Annotated in this window: 23 protein-coding genes and 1 riboswitch; of the genes, 11 read left to right on the top strand and 12 right to left on the bottom strand. The window is 73.8% G+C overall.

Annotation, left to right across the window (positions count from 1 at the left end):
- Window positions 1-5 precede the first annotated feature (5 nt).
- Together FVA95_RS21120 and FVA95_RS21115 are read right to left on the bottom strand one after the other, a co-directional pair.
- On the bottom strand, window positions 6-1,049 hold the full coding sequence (locus tag FVA95_RS21120) for a DMT family transporter (protein ID WP_149665714.1): 1,044 nt from the start codon (window positions 1,047-1,049) through the stop codon (window positions 6-8).
- Window positions 1,050-1,122: 73 nt separating this feature from the next.
- Window positions 1,123-1,506 (bottom strand): hypothetical protein, encoded by a 384-nt coding sequence (locus FVA95_RS21115; protein WP_149665713.1) that lies wholly within the window; start codon window positions 1,504-1,506, stop codon window positions 1,123-1,125.
- Between the two features lie 143 nt (window positions 1,507-1,649).
- On the opposite strand from FVA95_RS21115, the gene FVA95_RS21110 reads away from it, so the two are divergent.
- The 3 genes from FVA95_RS21110 to FVA95_RS21100 all read left to right on the top strand — a co-directional run bounded on the left by FVA95_RS21110 (window position 1,650) and on the right by FVA95_RS21100 (window position 3,653).
- Window positions 1,650-2,039: a MerR family transcriptional regulator gene (locus FVA95_RS21110; RefSeq protein WP_149665712.1), complete on the top strand. Its 390-nt coding sequence runs from the start codon at window positions 1,650-1,652 to the stop codon at window positions 2,037-2,039.
- 105 nt (window positions 2,040-2,144) lie between these two features.
- Complete coding sequence (locus FVA95_RS21105; RefSeq protein WP_020625193.1) at window positions 2,145-2,588, top strand: Hsp20/alpha crystallin family protein; 444 nt, start codon at window positions 2,145-2,147, stop codon at window positions 2,586-2,588.
- Between the two features lie 282 nt (window positions 2,589-2,870).
- On the top strand, window positions 2,871-3,653 hold the full coding sequence (locus tag FVA95_RS21100; RefSeq protein ID WP_240051639.1) for an HNH endonuclease family protein: 783 nt from the start codon (window positions 2,871-2,873) through the stop codon (window positions 3,651-3,653).
- A gap of 97 nt (window positions 3,654-3,750) precedes the next feature.
- Here the strand turns inward: FVA95_RS21100 and FVA95_RS21095 are convergent, their stop codons facing one another.
- The 3 genes from FVA95_RS21095 to FVA95_RS21085 all read right to left on the bottom strand — a co-directional run bounded on the left by FVA95_RS21095 (window position 3,751) and on the right by FVA95_RS21085 (window position 6,814).
- Window positions 3,751-5,049, bottom strand: coding sequence for a deoxyguanosinetriphosphate triphosphohydrolase (locus FVA95_RS21095; RefSeq protein WP_149665711.1), 1,299 nt, complete (start codon window positions 5,047-5,049; stop codon window positions 3,751-3,753).
- Entirely contained in the window at window positions 5,046-5,663 is a 618-nt protein-coding gene (locus tag FVA95_RS21090; RefSeq protein ID WP_043279722.1) for a YdcF family protein, read from the bottom strand. Before FVA95_RS21090 ends, FVA95_RS21095 begins: the two co-directional genes overlap by 4 nt.
- An 89-nt stretch (window positions 5,664-5,752) precedes the next feature.
- Window positions 5,753-6,814: an XdhC family protein gene (locus FVA95_RS21085; RefSeq protein WP_240051638.1), complete on the bottom strand. Its 1,062-nt coding sequence runs from the start codon at window positions 6,812-6,814 to the stop codon at window positions 5,753-5,755.
- A gap of 336 nt (window positions 6,815-7,150) precedes the next feature.
- Between FVA95_RS21085 and FVA95_RS21080 the strand changes: the two genes are divergently transcribed.
- The 3 genes from FVA95_RS21080 (at window position 7,151) to FVA95_RS21070 (ending at window position 9,856) form a co-directional block, all read left to right on the top strand.
- The gene (locus tag FVA95_RS21080; protein WP_193564392.1) at window positions 7,151-8,581 is read left to right on the top strand and encodes a hemolysin family protein; all 1,431 of its coding nucleotides are present in this window, start codon (window positions 7,151-7,153) and stop codon (window positions 8,579-8,581) included.
- A complete protein-coding gene (locus FVA95_RS21075; protein ID WP_149665709.1) occupies window positions 8,578-9,567 on the top strand; it encodes a CNNM domain-containing protein in 990 nt (329 codons plus the stop codon). Before FVA95_RS21080 ends, FVA95_RS21075 begins: the two co-directional genes overlap by 4 nt.
- 88 nt (window positions 9,568-9,655) lie before the next feature.
- Window positions 9,656-9,856, top strand: a complete 201-nt coding sequence (locus FVA95_RS21070; protein WP_149665708.1) for a hypothetical protein — start codon at window positions 9,656-9,658, stop codon at window positions 9,854-9,856.
- A gap of 64 nt (window positions 9,857-9,920) precedes the next feature.
- On the opposite strand, the gene FVA95_RS21065 is transcribed toward FVA95_RS21070, so the two are convergent.
- From FVA95_RS21065 to FVA95_RS21055, 3 genes are all read right to left on the bottom strand, one after another.
- Complete coding sequence (locus FVA95_RS21065) at window positions 9,921-11,327, bottom strand: glycine--tRNA ligase (RefSeq protein WP_020624588.1); 1,407 nt, start codon at window positions 11,325-11,327, stop codon at window positions 9,921-9,923.
- A gap of 203 nt (window positions 11,328-11,530) precedes the next feature.
- On the bottom strand, window positions 11,531-12,472 hold the full coding sequence (locus FVA95_RS21060; protein ID WP_149665707.1) for a type IV toxin-antitoxin system AbiEi family antitoxin domain-containing protein: 942 nt from the start codon (window positions 12,470-12,472) through the stop codon (window positions 11,531-11,533).
- A 192-nt stretch (window positions 12,473-12,664) separates the two neighbouring features.
- Window positions 12,665-12,994 carry an antibiotic biosynthesis monooxygenase gene (locus FVA95_RS21055; RefSeq protein WP_149665706.1) on the bottom strand — a complete coding sequence of 110 codons (330 nt, stop codon included), beginning with the start codon at window positions 12,992-12,994 and terminating at the stop codon, window positions 12,665-12,667.
- A gap of 106 nt (window positions 12,995-13,100) precedes the next feature.
- Here FVA95_RS21055 and FVA95_RS21050 point away from each other — a divergent pair, with 106 nt between their 5' ends.
- Both FVA95_RS21050 and FVA95_RS21045 read left to right on the top strand, forming a co-directional pair.
- A complete protein-coding gene (locus tag FVA95_RS21050; protein ID WP_020624590.1) occupies window positions 13,101-13,478 on the top strand; it encodes a helix-turn-helix transcriptional regulator in 378 nt (125 codons plus the stop codon).
- Window positions 13,475-13,927 carry a Fur family transcriptional regulator gene (locus FVA95_RS21045; protein ID WP_020624591.1) on the top strand — a complete coding sequence of 151 codons (453 nt, stop codon included), beginning with the start codon at window positions 13,475-13,477 and terminating at the stop codon, window positions 13,925-13,927. The genes FVA95_RS21050 and FVA95_RS21045 overlap by 4 nt, the downstream gene beginning before the upstream one ends.
- A gap of 27 nt (window positions 13,928-13,954) precedes the next feature.
- On the opposite strand, the gene FVA95_RS21040 is transcribed toward FVA95_RS21045, so the two are convergent.
- Window positions 13,955-15,313, bottom strand: a complete 1,359-nt coding sequence (locus FVA95_RS21040; protein ID WP_149665705.1) for an aminotransferase class V-fold PLP-dependent enzyme — start codon at window positions 15,311-15,313, stop codon at window positions 13,955-13,957.
- A gap of 43 nt (window positions 15,314-15,356) precedes the next feature.
- A riboswitch (SAM riboswitch) is annotated at window positions 15,357-15,471 on the bottom strand.
- Window positions 15,472-15,544: 73 nt separating this feature from the next.
- On the opposite strand from FVA95_RS21040, the gene FVA95_RS21035 reads away from it, so the two are divergent.
- Both FVA95_RS21035 and FVA95_RS21030 read left to right on the top strand, forming a co-directional pair.
- A complete protein-coding gene (locus tag FVA95_RS21035; RefSeq protein ID WP_240051637.1) occupies window positions 15,545-16,225 on the top strand; it encodes a hypothetical protein in 681 nt (226 codons plus the stop codon).
- Window positions 16,226-16,296: 71 nt separating this feature from the next.
- Window positions 16,297-16,674, top strand: coding sequence for a DUF2795 domain-containing protein (locus FVA95_RS21030; RefSeq protein WP_149665704.1), 378 nt, complete (start codon window positions 16,297-16,299; stop codon window positions 16,672-16,674).
- 38 nt (window positions 16,675-16,712) lie between these two features.
- Here the strand turns inward: FVA95_RS21030 and FVA95_RS21025 are convergent, their stop codons facing one another.
- Genes FVA95_RS21025 through FVA95_RS21015 form a run of 3 tightly spaced genes read right to left on the bottom strand, consistent with a single transcriptional unit; the run spans window position 16,713 to window position 18,342 of the window.
- Window positions 16,713-17,129: a hypothetical protein gene (locus FVA95_RS21025; protein ID WP_020624614.1), complete on the bottom strand. Its 417-nt coding sequence runs from the start codon at window positions 17,127-17,129 to the stop codon at window positions 16,713-16,715.
- Window positions 17,126-17,926, bottom strand: a complete 801-nt coding sequence (locus FVA95_RS21020) for an isoprenyl transferase (protein ID WP_149665703.1) — start codon at window positions 17,924-17,926, stop codon at window positions 17,126-17,128. The genes FVA95_RS21025 and FVA95_RS21020 overlap by 4 nt, the downstream gene beginning before the upstream one ends.
- Before the next feature lie 53 nt (window positions 17,927-17,979).
- On the bottom strand, window positions 17,980-18,342 hold the full coding sequence (locus tag FVA95_RS21015; protein WP_149665702.1) for a hypothetical protein: 363 nt from the start codon (window positions 18,340-18,342) through the stop codon (window positions 17,980-17,982).
- A gap of 342 nt (window positions 18,343-18,684) precedes the next feature.
- Here FVA95_RS21015 and FVA95_RS21010 point away from each other — a divergent pair.
- Window positions 18,685-18,858 (top strand): leucine zipper domain-containing protein (locus tag FVA95_RS21010; RefSeq protein ID WP_149662471.1); only part of this gene is annotated, 174 nt, incomplete at its 3' end.

Here is an 18,858-nt window from a genome sequence, read left to right as displayed (position 1 = left end):
CCAGTCTAGGCGCCTCCGGCCCGGCGTCCCGGTCCGCCCGCCGGCGGTGCGGCGGTGTCGGTGTCCGGCCGCCCCATCGGTGCGGCGGTGTCGGTGTCCGGCTGCTCCACCGAGGCGGCGTCGCCGGTGTCCGGTTGCTCTGCCGGGGCGGCCGCGTCGGCCGTCACCGGGTGGCCGCGCAGGCCGGGCACCCGGCCCAGGCCGACGAACATGCCGACCAGCGCGATGCCGAGGCCCAGCACCGCCTGCACGGTGAGCGGCTCCCCGAGCACGGGCACGGCGACCAGCGCCGTCGTCGCCGGGACCAGGTTCAGCAGCGACGACACGAAGACCGTGGACCGCAGGCGTAGCAGCACGAACATCAGCACGAAGGCGCCCGCCGAGTTCACGACCCCCAGGAAGGCCACGGCCGCCCACCCCGACGGTGCCCGGGGCAGCCAGTCCGCCCCGAGGAACGGCCAGGCGACCAGGGTCGCGATCAGCGAGGTGGCCATCTGGACCACGACGCTGGTCACCACGGGTGTGCCGTCGTTGAACCGCTTCTGGTAGAGCGTGCCGGCCGCCAGCGACAGCATGCCCAGCACCGGGAAGACGAGGTTGCCACCGAGACCGGCACCGAGGTCGTCGGCCAGTACGACGTAGACGCCGGTGGCGCCGATCAGCAGGCCCAGGACCGGTCCGACGCCCAGGCGGGTCGCCAGCAGCAACGGGGTCAGCAGCCCGACCAGCAACGGTGCCATTCCGAGGATGAGGCTCGACAGCCCGGCGGGGACGCCCGAGGCGAGCCCGCTGTAGACGAAGCTGAACTGCCCGACCTGCAGCAGCAGCGCCGTGACCGCGAGGTGCAGCCAGGCCCGGCCCCGCGGCGGGCCCGGCCGCTGCACGGCGACGGCGACGAGCATCACGACCAGCGCGATCACGAACCGCCAGAACAGGACCGCGGGGACGTCGGTGGAGCCGGTCGCGATCTTGCCGGCGATGAAGCCGGACGCCCAGAGCGGCACGAAGAGCACGGCCAGCACCGGGACGAGCCAACGCGAGGAGGTCACGCCTTCACTTCATCGCAGTGCTAACGACCGGGGCAAGCCGGGGTGGGGGGAGCCTCACCCCACCCCGGTCCGATCAGGCCGCGACGACGACCGACGGCGGCAGCTCGGCGAGCGCGGAGTCCAGGTCCGGGTGGTTGCGCATCCCGTGCAGCACCGCCCGGACGCCCGGCACCGTCCGCGGCGCGACGCGGGCGGCGCCGATCAGCCGGACGTCCAGGCCGCGGTTGCGGGCCACGTGCCGCAGATGGTGCAGCGCCCGCGCGCCGCGCGCGGTGACCCCGGTACCGAGATCGACCAGGACGTGCCGGACCGGCGACCACCCGGCACCGGCGACGGCGAGGTGCGCGTCGACCTGGCGCAGCAGTGACGCACCTGCCGCCGCGTCCAGCTCGCCGTCGACGCGGACGTGGAGGACGTCCTCGCGGGGGCGGTCGGTGCGGACCCTGCTCCTGTTCATCGCGTTCTCCTTCCGGATCGTCGTCTCCTCCATATCTCTAGCGTATGGTTAAGATTTTCGCCATCACGTGGCCACACTCAGGTTCGCGGACGACCTGTTCCGGTACCCGAGCGTGCACCGCGGACCGCGAGGGAGGAACCGACATGGCACTGGACCGGCTCGACGACCCCGACTACCCGACCGTCGCGATGGGCCAGGCCGCGCACCTGCTGGAGGTCGAGCCCGCGTTCCTGCGCAGTCTCGACAGCGCGGGTGTGGTGAACCCGCACCGCTCCCCGGGCGGGCACCGCCGCTACTCACGCAACCAGCTGGAGCAGGCCGCGCGCCTGCGCACCCTGCTCGACGACGGGCATCCGCTGGGCTCGGCGTCCTGGATCGACCGGCTGCGCGGCGAGCTCGCCGACAGCGAGAACCGCCTCGGCGCGGCACACCGCGAGATCGAGCGCCTGCGCACGGAGCTCGCACGCCTGCGCGCCGAACTCGGCGACACGAATCCAGAGCAGCCCTTGACAACAGAAAATCTCCAGCTATAACTGGAGATATCCGGAGCGGGACTCCGGAGGACCGACATGACGAAGGACAACGAGGAGTCAGCCGGTCGGTCGTGAACCGGCACGGCTGGAAGGGAGTGGTTCGAGATGCTGCTGCGTACCGACCCGTTCCGAGCCCTGGACCGCATCGCTTCGCAGGCGTTCGAGTCCGGCGGCACCTGGTCGCGCCCGGCGGCGATGCCGATGGACGCCTGGCGTCACGGTGACGAGTTCGTCGTGGAGTTCGACCTCCCCGGCATCGACCCGGACGCCGTCGATCTCTCCGTCGAGCGCAACACCCTGACGGTCAAGGCGGAGCGGCGGCCCGCCAACGCCGGGACCGACCAGGTCGAGTGGGTCGCCTCCGAGCGGGCCTACGGCGTGTTCGCCCGCCAGCTGTTCCTGGGCGACAACCTCGACACGTCCTCCATCCACGCGTCGTACGACGCCGGGGTGCTGCGCATCCGCATCCCGGTCGCCGAGGCGGCCAAGCCGCGGACGATCGCCGTCGAGTCCGGGCACGACTCCGACCGGGCGGCGATCAACGCCTGATCTCGGTTCCGGGCCCGGCCGCGTGCCGGGCCCGGAACCGGCGTCGGACCGGCGGGGTGGCCGGTCGACGGCGCCGTCACGACGAGCACGCGTAGCCCGAGCGTGCTCCCGCCCCACCCCGGCCGTGGTGGCCCGAGGGTCTGTGAGCGTGATCACGGGACCACCGACCACCCCGACCCTGTGAACGGACCGACCCTCTCCTGGCAAGTCTCTTCACCCTGAGTGACGAACACGCGGCGTGTTGGCGTGGTTCCAGCGTTCGCATTCGCGAACATCTCCGGTGTGCGTGTTCGAGGTGTGCGGGTCGCCGGACTGCTGGCGACGATGATGGTGATGGCCGGGTGCGGATCCCCCGGATCGTTCGTGGACGTGCTGGACGCGGCGCTCGACACCGGCGTCGTGGACGTCGGCGCGATCGCCCCGGTGACGCCCGGGACCGTGGAGGGTGCGGCCGCGGGCGGCGCGTCGGCGACGCTGAAGACACTGGCGGTGAAGGGCCGGGCACCGAAGACCGGCTACACGCGCCAGCAGTTCGGGCGCACCTGGGCCGACATCGACCGGGACGGCTGCGACCAGCGCAACCAGGTCCTGGCCCGGGACATGGACCGCGAGACGTTCAAGGCGGGCACGCACGACTGCGTCGTGCTGACCGGGACGCTGCGTGACTCCTACACCGGCACCACCATCGCGTTCACCCGCGGCCAGGGCACCAGCGAGAAGGTGCAGATCGACCACGTCGTCGCGCTGTCCGACGCCTGGCAGAAGGGCGCCCAGCAGCTCGACGCGGCCACCCGGGAGAAGATCGGGAACGACCCGCTGAACCTGATCGCCGTCGACGGGCCGACCAACGGCCGCAAGGGCGACGGCGACGCCGCGACCTGGCTCCCGCCGGACAGCCGTTACCGCTGCGCCTACGTCGCGCGGCAGGTCGCGGTGAAGAAGAAGTACAAGCTGTGGGTGACCAGCGCCGAGCGCGACGCGATCGACCGGGTCCTCGGGACCTGCCCGACCCGGGCCGTGACCAGCGAGGCCGACGCGGCGAAGCCCGCGATCACCCTGCGCTGAGCCCCGCACCGACCCCGGCCACCCGGCCCCGCCGCCCCACCCGGACGGCGGGGCCGTCGGCGTCTCTGGGCTGGCCGGTGTCGGGGGCCGGCAGGTGTCAGGGCCGGCAGAGGGTGCGGTGCCAGGCGTGCGCCTGCGGGTCGGTCAGCGTCGCGACCTGGTCGATCACGACGCGCAGCCGCGAACGGTCGTCGGGGGCGGCGGCCCAGTCCTCCGCGCGGGCCGGGTCGAGAGCGTCCGGCCCCCGGTCGTACAGCGCCGCGACGAGGTCGTGCAGCAGGTCGCGCTGGCGGGACTGCATCGCCAGCCGCCTCGGGTCGCTCATCACGTAGCGGGTGGCCAGCGCCTTGAGCACCACCACCTCCGCCGCGGCGACGACCGGCACCACCAGGTCCGCACGGTGCCGGGCCAGCGGCGCGTCGCCGTAGGTGTCCAGGGTCGCGTCGGTCGCGGCGAGGGCGAACCGGCCGACCAGCTCGGAGGTCATCCGCTTCATCGCGACCAGGTCGTCGCCGGCGGCGGTGGCGGCGTCGAAGCCGCGGACCGCGCGGACCACCGGCAGCGCGTCGAGCCGGGCGGCGGCCTCGGCGCAGGCGCCCTCGTCCTCGCCGAAGCGCAGCGACGCCTCCACCGCGAGCGCCGCGCGCTCGGCCGGCGAGGACAGCACCGCCAGGTCCATCCGGCCGGCGTGCACCGCGTCCTCGACGTCGTGCACCGAGTAGGCGACGTCGTCGGCCCAGTCCATCACCTGGGCCTCCATGCTCCGCACCCCCGGCCGTGCCCCGGCCCGCACCCATTCCAGGGCCGGCAGGTCGTCGGCGTAGGCACCGAACTTGCGCTCCGCGCCGCGGCGCGGCCACGGGTACTTGGTGGCGGCGTCCAGGGTCGCCCGGGTCAGGTTGAGCCCGCCGGGGACGCGGCCGTCGCCGGAGCGGGCCTTGGGCTCCAGGCGGGTCAGGATGCGCAGGGTCTGGGCGTTGCCCTCGAACCCGCCGCACTCGGCTCCCGCGACGTCGAGCGCACGCTCGCCGTTGTGCCCGAACGGCGGGTGGCCGATGTCGTGGGCCAGCCCGGCGGCGTCGACGACGTCGGGGTCGAGGCCCAGCTCCTCGGCGATGCCGCGGCCGATCTGGGCGACCTCGAGCGAGTGCGTCAGCCGGGTCCGCGGGATCCCGCTGACCTCGGCACCCTCCCCCGGCCCGACCACCTGGGTCTTGCCCGCGAGCCGGCGCAGCGCCGCGGAGTGCAGCACCCGGGCCCGGTCGCGGGAGTAGGGGCTGCGCCGCTCGACGCGGCCGCGCTCCCCCAGCCCGGAGCCCTTCGGCGCCTCCGGATGGCGGCGCTCCGCGTCGGCGGCGGTGTATCCCGGGTCGACCGGGGCGTGCTGGAGGGTCATCCCAGCCCGCTGCTCGCGGTGTCGACCGACGCGTGGGTCAGCTCGTAGAACAACAGCGCGCCGGTCTCACGGTAGATGTAGCGCAGCTGGGTCTCCCGGGTCTGCACGATCGGGCCGCTGCGTGTCGGGGAGGTGTAGGCCTCCAGCCCGGCATCGCGCGCCATGGTGCGGGCACGGAGGCTGTGCCACGGGTCGGACACCAGCAGGGCCGAGGACCAGCCCTGCTGCCGCGCGGTCGCCGCGACCGCCTGCAGGCTGCCGAGCGTGTCCGCACCCTCGGGGACGGCCTCGACCGCCGAGGACGGCACCCCCTGCTCGACCAGCCAGTCCCGGCTGGCCTCGGCCTCGGTGTACCGGTCCCCCGTGCGACCGCCGCCGACGGTGACGATCCGCGGGGCCACGCCGTCGCGCCACAGCTGCTCGGCGTGCTTGAGCCGGTTGGCCAGGACCGCGCTGGGCTCGCCGTTGTACTGGGCCGCGCCGAGCACGACGACGGCGTCGCTGGGGCGCTGGTCGTCGTCCCGGGCGACCTGCCACACCCGCAGTGCGGTCACCCCGACCACCGCGACGAGCATGACCAGACCGCCGACGAGCAGCCGCGCGCCCCAGGTCATGCCGGTCCGCACCGGACGGCGCACGGTGCGCCGGTCCGGGCCGGGCTCCGGCGGGGCGCCGCCGAGCCCGCGCCGCGACGAGGTGCCGGTCATCCGCCGATCCGACCGGCCGAGGAGGCGAGCGCCGACGCCGAGCGCCCGGCGCGCAGCGCGACGACCTGGGCGACGATCGACACCGCGGTCTCGGCCGGGGTGCGGGCACCGAGGTCGAGACCGACCGGCCCGTGCACCGCGGCCAGGGCGTCCTCGGTGACCCCGGCGGCGAGCAGCCGCTCGCGGCGCGCGGCCTGGGTGCGCCGTGAGCCGAGCGCCCCGAGGAACCCACGGCCGTGGGCCAGGCCGTCGAGCAGGACCGCGTCGAAGGCCGGATCGTGGTCGAGCAGCACCAGCACGTCGGCCTCGGTGAAGGCGGCGACGGCGGCACGCGCGTCCTCGACGGTGGTGACGGTGCGGGCGCTCCAGCCGAGCAGACCGGCCTGGGCGTGCAGGGCCGCGCCGAGCGCCCCCTCGCCGACGACCAGCACCGTCGGGACCGGCACCAGCAGGTCGACCAGCACCGCGGTGCCGTCGACGTCGAGCCGCTCGGTGGCCGTGGCGCCCCGGCGCAGCAGCGCGCGGGTCTGCTCGGCCGCCGCGGCGGTGACCCCGCCGAGGTCACCGGTGGCCTCCTCCAGGCCGGGCCCGGTGAGGACCAGGGCCGCGCCGGTGTCCACGACCGACAGCAGCGCGGCGGGCCGCCCGTTCTCCAGCGCCTCCCCGAGCGCGGCGGCGGGATCGGCGGCCAGCGGGTGGGCGAGCAACGTCGCCCCGCCCGCACAGGCGAGCCCGGCCGCGACCGCGGAGGACTCCCCCACGTGTGCCTCGCGCACCGTCGTCACCCCGGACGCCGCCTCGACGGCGAGCGGATGCGCGGAGTCGTCGAGGGCGCCGAGGTAGAGCAGGCCGCCGACCTCGCCGTCGGTGGTGCCCGCGACCAGCTGACCGGACTCGACGGAGCCGAACCCGTGCCGGTCGAGCACCCGGACGACACCGATCCCCGAGCCGCCGATCCCCGACCCGCCGGTCACCGCCCATCGGCGCAGGGCCGCGCCCAGGTCACGACGGGGGTCGGCCGGGGGCCGTGCCGCGGAGGAGGTCGCCGAGGTGCTCACGGTCGCCAGGGTAGCGACGGGGCCTGACGGTGAGCTGAGAACGGGCGGGACGTGGCCACGGCAGGACAGTCCGCCGCGCCGGTGCGTCGGACACCGGTACCGCCGTTCGGGCCATGGGAGAGTGATCAACGCGACGGCGGCGTGCCGGAACCGTACGATTCCGGCACGCGTTGAACGCCACGTACACCCATCAGACCGCGAGTCAGGAGTCATGGACCCCACCTGCAGTCCGCGCGCCGACCGTCCCCGTGACGGCCGGCGACCCCGCATCGTCCTCGTCCCCGCCCCCGCCGTGCACCTCCCGGCCGGGCCCGAGACCCGGGCGGTGACAGCCCGGTGATCGGAACGATCCTCGGCATCCTCCTGGGCATTCTGGTGGTCCTCGTGATCACTGCCCTCACCGGCTACTTCGTGGCCCAGGAGTTCGGCTACATGGCCGTGGACCGCTCCCGCCTCAAGGCCCGTGCGGCCGAGGGCGACACCGGAGCGTCCCGCGCCCTCGACATCACCCGTCGTACGTCGTTCATGCTGTCGGGCGCCCAGCTCGGCATCACCGTCACCGGTCTGCTGGTCGGTTACGTCGCCGAACCGCTGATCGGCAACGGCATCGCCGAGCTGCTCGGCCTCGTCGACGTGCCCCAGGGGGTCGGCCTGGCGATCGGCATCACGATCGCACTGCTGTTCGCCACCGTCGTCCAGATGGTGTTCGGCGAGCTGTTCCCGAAGAACCTCGCCATCGCCCGGCCGGAGCCGGTCGCGCGGTGGCTGGCGCTGTCCACCAAGACCTACCTGGCGCTGTTCGGGTGGCTCATCCGGATCTTCGACGCGGCCTCCAACCTGCTGCTGCGCGCGCTGCGGATCGAGCCGGTGCACGACGTGGAGCACTCGGCGACCCCCCGCGACCTCGAGGCGATCATCGACGACTCGAAGGACTCGGGTGACCTCAACCCGGAGCTCGCGGTGCTGCTGGACCGCGCCGTCGACTTCGGCGACCGCACCGCGCGGGCCGCGATGATCCCGCGGCCGCGGGTGTCGTGGGTCCGCGCCGACGCGACCGTCGAGAGCCTGGTCGGCCAGATGGCCGTCCAGCACTCGCGCTACCCGGTGCTCGGGCCACCCGCCGAGGCGACGGACTCGGAGAACGCCGAGAACGCCCTGGAGCTGGTGGGCGTGGTCTGCCTGAAGGACGTGCTGGCTCTCGCCGACCGCGACGACCGCCCGTTCGACGAGGTGCTGGTCTCCGACCTCATGCGGGCCCCGGTGCTGGTGCCCTCGTCGCTGCCGCTGCCCCAGGTGCTGGCCCAGCTGCGCGCCGACGACGAGGAGCTGGCGTGCGTGCTCGACGAGTACGGCAGCCTGGCCGGCGTCATCACCGTCGAGGACGTCGCCGAGGAGCTCGTCGGCGAGATCACCGACGAGCACGACCAGGCCGGGACGGACCAGGCACTGCGGTCCGACGACGGCTGGGTCGTCCCGGGTGACCGGCACGTCGACGAGGTCGGCAGGCTGATCGAGGCCGAGCTGCCCGAGGGCGACTACCAGACCGTCGGCGGTCTGGTGATGGCCGAGCTGCAGCGGCTGCCGGTCGTCGGGGACGCGGTCGTCGTGACGATCGCGGCGGAGGGCCCGGACGACGAGGACCGCGCACTGCGCCTGGTGGTGCAGGAGGTCGACCGGCGGGTCCCGTCGGCGGTCGCCCTGGAGTGGACCGAACCGGTGGCCGCCGGTTCCGAGCAGGACGGCGACGACCGGGAGGTACGGGCATGAGTGTCTTCGAGATCGTGGTGTCGATCCTGCTCGTCGCGGCGAGCGCGTTCTTCGTGGCCGTCGAGTTCGCGCTCGTCGCCGCCCGGAACTACCGCCTGGAGGAGGCCGCGCAGACGTCGGTCTCGGCGCGGGCGGCGTTGCGCAGCGCCAAGGACATCTCGCTGCTGCTGGCGGGGTCCCAGCTGGGGATCACGCTGTGTGTGCTGGGGCTCGGTGCGATCACCAAGCCGGCGGTGGACTACGCGCTGCGCCCGCTCCTGGAGGGCTGGGGCGTCCCCGGCGGGGTCGCGGGTGTGGCGTCGTTCGTCATCTCGCTGATCGTCGTGACGTTCCTGCACCTGGTCGTCGGGGAGATGGCGCCGAAGTCCTGGGCGATCTCGCACCCGGAGAAGTCGGCGATCATGCTGGCGCTCCCGATGCGCGGGTTCATGATCGTCGCGCGACCGCTGCTGCTCCTGCTCAACGGCGCGGCCAACCGCTGCCTGCGCTGGTGCGGCGTCGAGCCCGTCGACGAGATGGCCTCGGGCCGCAACGCGGACGACCTGCGTCAGCTGGTCGACCACTCGGCGAAGACCGGCACCCTCGACCAGGGTCGCCGTGACCAGCTGGTCACGGCCCTGGAGCTGGAGCGGACCCCCCTGGGCGAGCTCGCGCGCGAGCCCTCCGGGGTCGCCGCGGACGACGACGTCGCCGCCGTCCAGGCGACCTGTCGCCGGACCGGCCACCTCCGGCTGGTCGTCCGTGACGGCGACACCCCGATCGGGTACGTGCACGTCCGCGACACCCTGACGCGGGCGCCGGAGACCCGGGCCCGGGACCTGATGCGCCCGCTGCTGACCCTGCCGGCGGAGACGCAGTACCACACCGCGGTGAACACGATGCGCGAGCAGCGTGCGCACCTGGCGCTGGTGGAGTCCGACGACCACCCGGTCGGCATCGTCACCCTGTCCGACCTGGTGGAACGCCTGCTGCCGGAGCCGGTGTAGGAGCACTCACCGGACCGGGTGCCCGAGCTGCGCCCGGTCCGGGACGGCCCTACCCTGGGTCGCCTCCCGATCACCCACGGAGGTTGTGATGACCGCTCCGACGCTGCGCCCCGCCGATCTCGACGAGGCGGCGCTGGCCAGGCTGAGGCAGCTCGAGGACCGCATCGGCGGCCCGCTCGTGGCCTACCGACCCGAGTCGCCCTACGCCACGCTGTCCGCCGAGGAGCTGGAGGAGGTGCGCCGCACCGAGGCCGAGCTGGGCGTGCAGCTGCTGGCCTACCGGCGCTGACCCCCTCGACGACGAACGCCCCCGCCCGGGATCCGGGCGGGGGCGTTCGTGGTGCAGCGTCGTCTCAGCAGCCGAGCAAGCGCGTCGCCAGGTAGGTCTCGACCTGGTCGAGGGCGACCCGTTCCTGCGCCATGGAGTCGCGCTCGCGGATCGTCACCGCCTGGTCGGTGAGGGTGTCGAAGTCGACCGTGATGCAGAACGGGGTGCCGATCTCGTCCTGGCGGCGGTACCGGCGGCCGATGGCGCCGGCGTCGTCGAAGTCGACGTTCCAGTTCTTCCGCAGCTGCGCGGCCAGGTCCTTCGCCTTCGGCGACAGGTCGGCGTTGCGCGACAGCGGCAGCACCGCGGCCTTGACCGGTGCGAGCCGCCGGTCGAGCTTCAGCACGACGCGCTTGTCCACACCGCCCTTGGCGTTGGGCGCCTCGTCCTCGGTGTAGGCCTCGATCAGGAACGCCATCATCGACCGGCCGACACCGGCGGCGGGCTCGATCACGTACGGCTTGTAGCGCGTGTCGGAGGCCTGGTCGTAGAACGACAGGTCGACGCCCGAGTGGTTCGAGTGCGCCGTCAGGTCGAAGTCGGTGCGGTTCGCGATGCCCTCGAGCTCGCCCCACTCCTGGCCGGTGAAGTTGAACCGGTACTCGATGTCGACGGTGCGCTTCGAGTAGTGGGAGAGCTTCTCCTTGGCGTGCTCGTAGTGCCGGAGGTTCTCCGAGGAGATGCCCAGGTCGGTGTACCAGCGGGTGCGCTCGTCGATCCAGTACTGGTGGATCTCCTCGTCGCTGCCGGGCTCGACGAAGTACTCCATCTCCATCTGCTCGAACTCGCGTGTGCGGAAGATGAAGTTGCCCGGGGTGATCTCGTTGCGGAAGCTCTTGCCGATCTGGCCGATGCCGAACGGCGGCTTCTTGCGCGAGGTCGTCTGCACGTTCAGGAAGTTCACGAAGATGCCCTGCGCGGTCTCCGGGCGCAGGTAGTGCAGCCCCTCCTCGGACTCCACCGGGCCGAGGAAGGTCTTGAGCATCATGTTGAACTCGCGGGGCGCGGTGAACCGGCCGCGGGTGCCGCAGTTCGGGCAGGGGACCTCGGAGAGGTCGTTCTGGTCGGCCTGCTCCGGGTCCCGGCCCTTGCGCTCGGCGAACTCCTCGGCGAGCTGGTCGGCGCGGTAGCGCTTGTGGCAGGACTCGCACTCGACCAGCGGGTCGGAGAAGGTGCCGACGTGACCGGAGGCGACCCAGGTCTGGCGCGGGAGGATGACCGAGGAGTCCAGGCCGACGACGTCGTCGCGGCCGGTCACCATGCTCTTCCACCACTGGCGCTTGATGTTGTCCTTCAGCTCGACGCCGAGGGGCCCGTAGTCCCACGCCGACCGGGTACCGCCGTAGATCTCACCGGAGGCGAAGACGAATCCGCGCCGCTTGGTCAGCGCGACGATGGTCTCGATCTTGGCTGAGGTGGGCTTGCTGGCCACTGGCGGCGCTCCAGAGAAGGTGGTTCGGAGGTCCCCGGATACGGGGCATCCCAGATTACCGACCCGCCATGTATCCCCACTCCCTGCCCCTGTCCCCGACCCCGCCGCGGTGGCTCCGCCCGACCGACCTCGCACAGGTTCCTGCGACCTCGCAGACCCTGCAGAGGCTGCGAGGTCGCAGAACGGTCTGCGAGGTCCGGCGCTCACGCGGCACGGTCGAGGGCGCGGCGCAGGCGGGCGACGGTCGGGGCGAACGACGCCGCGCTGCGCAGGTCGGCCCACACCCAGCGCACCACCGCGACGCCCTCCGCCCGGATCGCGTCCTCCCGCAGCTTCTCCCGCCACAGGACCTCCTCGATGTCGCCGCTGGGGGCGAGCCGCCGGCCGTACTTGATGCGCCCGTCGAACTCCCCCGCCACCCGGGCCTGCTCCCACCAGAAGTCGACCCGGCCGAGGAACCGTCCCGCCGGATCCCGCAGCTCCTGCTGGGTGGCCGGTGCGGGCAGGCCGCAGGAGTGGAGGAGGAGCCTGCTGCGGGTCTCCCCCGGGCCGTCCGCGCCGCCGTCGGCCGCGGCGAGCACCCGGCGTGCGGCCGGGGTGCCGGGACGCCGCACCGACCGGGCCACGGCGACGGCGAGCTCGTCGGCGGTGACGGCTCCGGCGTGGAGCGCGGCGTCGGTGACCGCGACCGCCACGACGAAGGGCAGGGAGCGGGCCAGGTCGACGACCGTACGCGCGACCGTCGTCACCGGGACGCCGTCGACGACGGTGATCTCGTCCGCGGCGAGCGTCGCCGCGTGGAACCGCGCCGACGGCGCCGTCCGCGCACCGCTGCGCCGGTTCCTGGTCACCTCCACCCGGTCGAGCGGGACCCGCCACAGCCCGATCCCGTGCATCGCGGCCGCCGAGACGTGGCTGAACACCGCGTCCGGGGAGAGGGTGCGGACCGCCGCACGCACCGTCTGCCGGTGTCGTTCCACCGGTCCGAGGTCCCCGGCTCCGACGTAGGCGCCCCGGCGCAGCCGGACGAGCCGGCCCGAGACCCGGAGCCTGCGGAGCTCGTCGTCGCCCACGCCCGCCGCGACCAGGTCCCGGCGCAGCACCGGGGCGGGCGTTCCGGGCGCCGGTCGCGGGTCGCGGTCCATGTCCCCACCGTCGCCGTGCACCGGGAGCGGGGGAAGCCCGTCACCCGTCCGGCTGTGGACGGTCCCGGCTCACGCCGGGCGTCGAGCGCGCGCTGTGGACAACCCGGCCCCGCCGCACCTCGCACACGTTCCTGCGACCTCGCACGGTGTGCAACGGCTGCGAGGTCGCAGGACGGTGTGCGAGGTCGGGGGTCAGCTCAACAGGCTGGGGTGGTGGACGGGTGCGGTGCCGGGGGCCACCGTCACCAGGGACTCATAGGTCGCCTCGGTGGTCGTGTCGGCCTCCGCCAACAGGGGGTGGACGTGCTCGCGGACCTCGAACGGCCCCAGGGCACGCCGGTAGGTGTCGACGGAGTCGAAGCGGACGGTCAGGACCCACTGCCCGGCGTCCTCGATCGCCCGGCCCGCCTCACCCCCGCGGAAGCCCGGCCGGACGGCCAGGAGTTCCAGGGCGCGGGCCACGCGCGTGGTGAACGCGGCCTCCTCGGAGGGAGACACGCGGAAGCGGCAGACCAGCAGCACGGCGCGACGATAACGAACACGCCTACCATGTCGAGTGCGGCCTGTACGGCACAGCAGCGCCGGAGGGTGTGGCCGCCGCCCCCGGGGGAACGGACGGGTCCACCACATGTCTGCCGCAGCCCAGACCACGCACGCACCGGGAGCCGGCCCGGGCGCGGACGACGACCATCACCCCGCGCCCGAGCCGGGCCCGACCCGCGACCCGCGCACCCTGGCCGCCGCGGGCGACCTGCTGCGGGCACTCGCCGCACCGGTCCGGATCGCCATCGTGCTGCAGCTGCTGGAACACTCGCGGTGCGTCCACGACCTGGTGGACGCGCTCGGGGTCACCCAGCCCCTGATCAGCCAGCACCTGCGGGTCCTCAAGGCCGCCGGGGTGGTCGAGGGCGAGCGGAAGGGCCGCGAGGTGCTGTACTCGCTGGTGGACGACCACCTGGCGCACATCGTGGTGGACGCCGTCGCCCACGTCGAGGAGGACACGTGACGGAGACGACCGGCCGGACGACCGCGGCGGCGGTCACCGAGCGGTCCACCGCCGGGCCGCGCGGCATCCGCGCCACCCGGCAGCGGGCCGCCGTCACCGCGCTGCTGGACCGGCTGGACGACTTCCGGTCCGCCCAGGAGATCCACGAGGAGCTGCGGCGCGCCGGCGAGGGCATCGGCCTGACCACGGTCTACCGGACCCTGCAGACCCTCGCCGACGGCGGCGAGGTCGACGTGCTGCGGGTCGCGTCCGGTGAAGCCGTCTATCGGCGCTGCGAGACCGAGCACCACCACCATCACCTCGTGTGCCGCCGGTGCGGCGCCGCGGTCGAGATCGAGGGTCCGGCGGTGGAGTCCTGGACCGAGTCGGTCGCCCAGAAGCACGGCTTCACCGAGGTGTCGCACACCCTCGAGATCTTCGGCCTCTGCGGCCGCTGCTCGGCGGGCTGAGACCCCGGCTCAGTCCCGGCCCCGGCCTCAGTCCCCGCAGCCGGGGACGGCGGGCAGCTCCCGGTCGCGGGCGAACGGGTCCGCCGGGCGCGGGTCCGGGCTCGGTGCCCACCGGCCGTCGACGAGCGCGTAGGTCCAGGCCGGGCCGCGCCGTGCCAGATCGGTCAGCGCGTCGACCAGCCGGTCGACGTCGGAGGAGCCGGTGCGCAGGCCCAGCGACGCGCGCACCGCGTCGCGGCCGCCGGTGAGCCGCGCCAGCAGCGGGTGGGCGCAGAACCGGCCGTCGCGGACGCCGATGCCGTACTCGGCCGACAGCGCCGCGGCGACCAGCCCGGCGGGCAGCTCGCCCAGGGTGAACGAGACGGTCGCGGTGCGGTCGCCCACGTCGTCGAAGCAGGACAGGGTCCGCAGCCCGGGGACCGTCGCCAGGCCGGCGTGCAGACGGTCGGCGAGCTCGCGCTCGTGAGCGGGCACGATGTCGTCGATCAACGGGTCCAGGCTCCGGCAGGCCGCTCCGAGCGCGGCGGCACCGAGCACGTTCGGGGTGCCGCCCTCGTGCCGCTGCGGCGACGGCAGCCACTCCGTGACGGTGCCGCCGCCCGGGCCGTCGGCGACGGACACGGAGCGGACCGCTCCCCCGCCCGCGACGTGCGGGTCGGCGGCGTCGAGCCAGTCCCGGCGACCGACGAGGACCCCGGCGCCGTAGGGCGCGTAGAGCTTGTGCCCGGACAGTGCGACGTAGTCCGCGTCCCACCCGGCCAGGTCGACGCGCCGGTGCGGGGCGAGCTGGGCGGCGTCGACGCACAGCCGGGCACCCGCGGCGTGCGCGATCCGCGCGATCTCGGCGACTGGGAGGAGCTCGCCGGTCACGTTGGACGCCCCGGTGACCGCGACCAGCGCGGCGTCGGGACGGGCGGCGAGCTCGGCCCGCAACGTATCGAGCGTCGCGGCCAGGGTGGCGGCGGCGGGCACGACGCGGTGCTCGCGGTCGCGCCAGGCCAGCAGCGTCGCGTGGTGCTCCAGGTCCAGGGTCACCACCGGGCCGGGGACGGCGCGGGCGAGCAGGCCGAGCGCGTCGGTGGTGTTGCGGGTGAACACCACGACGTCGTCGGCGCGGGCCCGGACGAACCGGGCGACGTCGGCGCGGGCGTTCTCCACGAGCGCGGTGCAGACCTTCGAGGTCCAGCCCGCGCCGCGGTGCACGCTGCCGTGGTACGGCAGCACCTCGGCGACGTGCGCGGCGACCGGCTCCAGCGCCGGCGCCGATGCGGCGGAGTCGAGGTCGCAGTAGCGGGCCCACCGGCCGTCGACGAGCGGGACCGTGAGGTCCGCACCGACGACGCGGGGCAGCGCGTGCTGGACGGGACGTGGCAGGGCGAGGGTCATGATCGGGCCTCCGGCCGATCTCGGGGACCCGGCGTGGCGCACGGATCCGCGCTTGCCGACTGCGGGTGTCGCGTCGGCCCGGTCATCACCCGGGGCACCCCACCGCGGAGGAGGGTTGCCGTCCAGCGAGCCGGGGCTTCGCGCTGGCACTCGTGACCTTCGGCGACGAAGCTAGCAGACCGTCTCAGATGGAGACACGTGAGCATCGCCACCCCGGATAGCGTCTGACCGATGACGGACACGCACCCCGCGCCCACCACGGTCCGGCGGATCGACGTCCCGGAGTCCGGCGAGCTGGCCCAGCTCGCCGCGGTCTTCGAGGACCTGCAGTACGTGCTGCGCTGCTGCGAGCACCTGGTCACCGCCCTGGGCGGGCCCGAGTCCGGCCCGGTGCGGGTGGACGCCGACCCGGCGCTGGTCGAGGCCCTGTGGACCGGCGCCCTGATCGGCTACGTGCGGTGCTTCTCCGGCCGGACGAAGACGCTGACCACCGACGACCTGACGTCGCTGGAGCTCGACGGGGACGTCAGCGGGTTCCACGACATGGTGTTCAAGCTCCGCGACCACTACGCCTCGCGGCACGTGAACCCGCGCGAGTCGTACTCGATCGGCGTGGCCCAGTCCAACGACGGGACGCCCCGGGGCGTCGCCGTCGTCTCCACCCCGCGCCCGCTCGTCGACGAGACGACGGTCAGGCTGCTCGGCCGGGTCGCCTACAGCCTGTCCGGCCTGGTGGACGCCCGGATGAAGAAGTCCCAGAACGACGTGCTCGGCGTCGCGCACGGGATGACCGCGGGCCAGCTCGCGGGGCTGCCGCTGGTGCACCTCGACGACAGCGGCGAGGCGGTCCCGGAGGACGCGGTGACCCGGGACGGCGCCCGGGACGGCGCCGCGGACGGCCCGGGGAACTGATCCCCGCCGGATGCATCATCCGGCGCACAGCGGCTACCCGGTCGGGACACATCCCGACGAGAGGTGACCTGATGACCACCCGCACGACGACGTCCGACGCCGTCCGCACCGCCCTGCACGGCCTCGAGTTCCCCGCCGGCAAGGACGACCTGGCGTGGACCGCCGAGCGCAACGAGGCCGACGCCGCGACGGTCGAGGCCCTGCGGGCGGTGCCGGCCGAGGAGCACTACTCCTCGATCGCCGACGTGGTGGCCGCCGTGGACCTGGCCGACGACGACCCGGCGCGCCAGACCGCGGGCGACACCGTGGACGAGTCGGCCGAGGAGACCGAGCAGCTGCGCGCGCAGCGGCGCACCGAGCACACCCGTCCCGGGCTGTCGGAGTCCACGAAGGACGTGGACCCGGTCAACCCGATCGCCGAGGAGCTCGGCACCAACCGCAAGAAGTGACCCGTGCGGCCGGGGCGGGCACCGCCCCGGCCGACCGGTCAGCCGCCGACGAGCTCGGCCCGCATGCTCGACGCGGAGGACACGACGAGCATGAGCAGCGTCCCCATCGGACCCTCGCCCAGCCCGGCCGCGGGGAAGGCGTAGCGCAGCGTCACGTCCCAGCCGCGCTCGCCGCGCACCACCCGGGGGGTGCCGAACAGGCCCTCCCCCACCCCGAGCCCGACCCGTCGCGGCACGTCGTGCTCCGGGTCGGCGGAGTCCGGCAGGTCCCACGCCACGACGCAGGTCAGGTTGAGGACGGGCAGCCCCTCCTCCAGCTCCGTCCCCTGCACCACGCACAGCACGCCGCCGTGGGCGAAGGTCAGCGCGCCGTCGTCGTCGGCGGTGACGTCGTGGAACCGCTCCAGCGCACCCTTCGCGGTGGCGAGCATCCCGGTGATCACATCGGTGGTCACGATGTCACCCCCGTCGCGGCGTCTCCCGTCGCGGCGTCCACGGCCCCGCCGAAACGCCGGTCCCGGCGTGCGTAGATCTCGATCGCCTGCCAGATGTGGCGCCGGTCGAAGTCGGGGAACAGCGTGTCCAGGAAGACCATCTCGGCGTAGGCGCTCTGCCAGAGCAGGAAGTTCGAGGTCCGTTGCTCCCCCGAGGAGCGCACGAACAGGTCGACGTCGGGCATGTCCGGCTCGTCGAGGTGGCGGGCCAGCATCCGCTCGTCGATCTTGTCGGGGTTGATCCGGCCCTCGGCGGCGAGCCGGGCGATCTGGCGCACCGAGTCGACGATCTCGGCCCGGCCGCCGTAGTTGACGCACATGGTCAGGTTCAGCACGTCGTTGCCGCGGGTGCGCTCCTCGGCGATCTCCAGCTCCTTGATCACCGAGCGCCACAGCCGCGGGCGGCGGCCCGCCCAGCGGACCCGGACCCCCATCGCGTCCATCTCGTCGACCCGGCGGCGGATGACGTCGCGGTTGAAGCCCATCAGGAACCGGACCTCGTCGGGGCTGCGCCGCCAGTTCTCGGTGGAGAACGCGTACGCCGACAGCCAGCGCACACCGAGGTCGATGCAGCCGCGGGCGACGTCCATCAGCGACGCCTCGCCCCGCTTGTGCCCCTCCGTGCGGGGCAGACCACGGGCGTTGGCCCAGCGGCCGTTGCCGTCCATGACGAGGGCGACGTGGCCCGGCACCAGCTCCGGCGGGATCGCCGGGGGCCGGGCACCGGACGGATGCGGTGCGGGAGGCTGGAACGGCACGTCACCGACCCTACGTCGGGGCCGATGGCCGGGCTCGGCCGCGGTGGTCGGGCTCAGTCGCGCTGGTCGGGCTGGGGCCAGGCCGGCACGGCCGGGTCCTCCAGCCGCTCGATGGTCTCGCGCAGCCGGCGCATCCCGCGGTGCCCGTGGACCCGGTCGACCTCCGACAGTGGTTCGGACTCGTCGGGCCGGATCACCGGCAGCATCGGGATGGCCGGCCAGGCGCCGTCCTCGGTGCGGGCCCGGACCTGACGCATCGCGCGGGTCGGCCCGTCCTGCGGGGACTCCGGCATGACCTCGGTGCGGGCCGGGAGCTGCTGGGTGGGCGGCACCGGGATCCGATGCGTGGCGGCCGGGAGACGATGGGTGCGAGCGGTGTGGTCGTCGTCCGGCGGCGGTGTGTGGGGTCGGTTCACGACTGCCTCTCCGACGGGGCTGGGGTCCCCTCGATCACAGGAGGATAACGAGACCACGCAACCGGTTGCCTGTCCTGAGCGACGTTCACCCGGTGGAGTCGGCGGAAGCGCCGTGCGCCGCGACCGACGGCACCGCGGCGGGCGGCGCACCGGGAACGTCAACCGCTCGACGAAGCATACGGGCCGCTCACGGCACCCCGATCGGGACACCGGGCAGAGCGAACTAGGTGTGATGTCCAGGGAGGTTGTCCCGTCCGGGGGCGGTGAGTCTGGCTGACAGACGAAGGCCTCCGGTTGTGAAGTGGAGCTGTCTAGGAACCGCTTCACCCACCGGAGGCCTTCGTGTCCCACGCTAACGCCGCTCTGACCCCGCGCGCCCGGCTGCGGCTCGCTCAACTCGTCGTCGAGCACGGCTGGACCCACACCGCGGCCGCGACAATGTTCATGGTCTCCGCGCGGACCGCCAAGAAGTGGTCCGACCGCTACCGGGCCGAGGGGCCGGCGGGGATGGCCGAC

Source organism: Pseudonocardia sp. EV170527-09 (assembly GCF_008369905.1).
Lineage (GTDB): Bacteria > Actinomycetota > Actinomycetes > Mycobacteriales > Pseudonocardiaceae > Pseudonocardia.
Note: the sequence above shows the minus strand (reverse complement) of the source record. Positions and strands in the feature narration are given on the sequence as shown.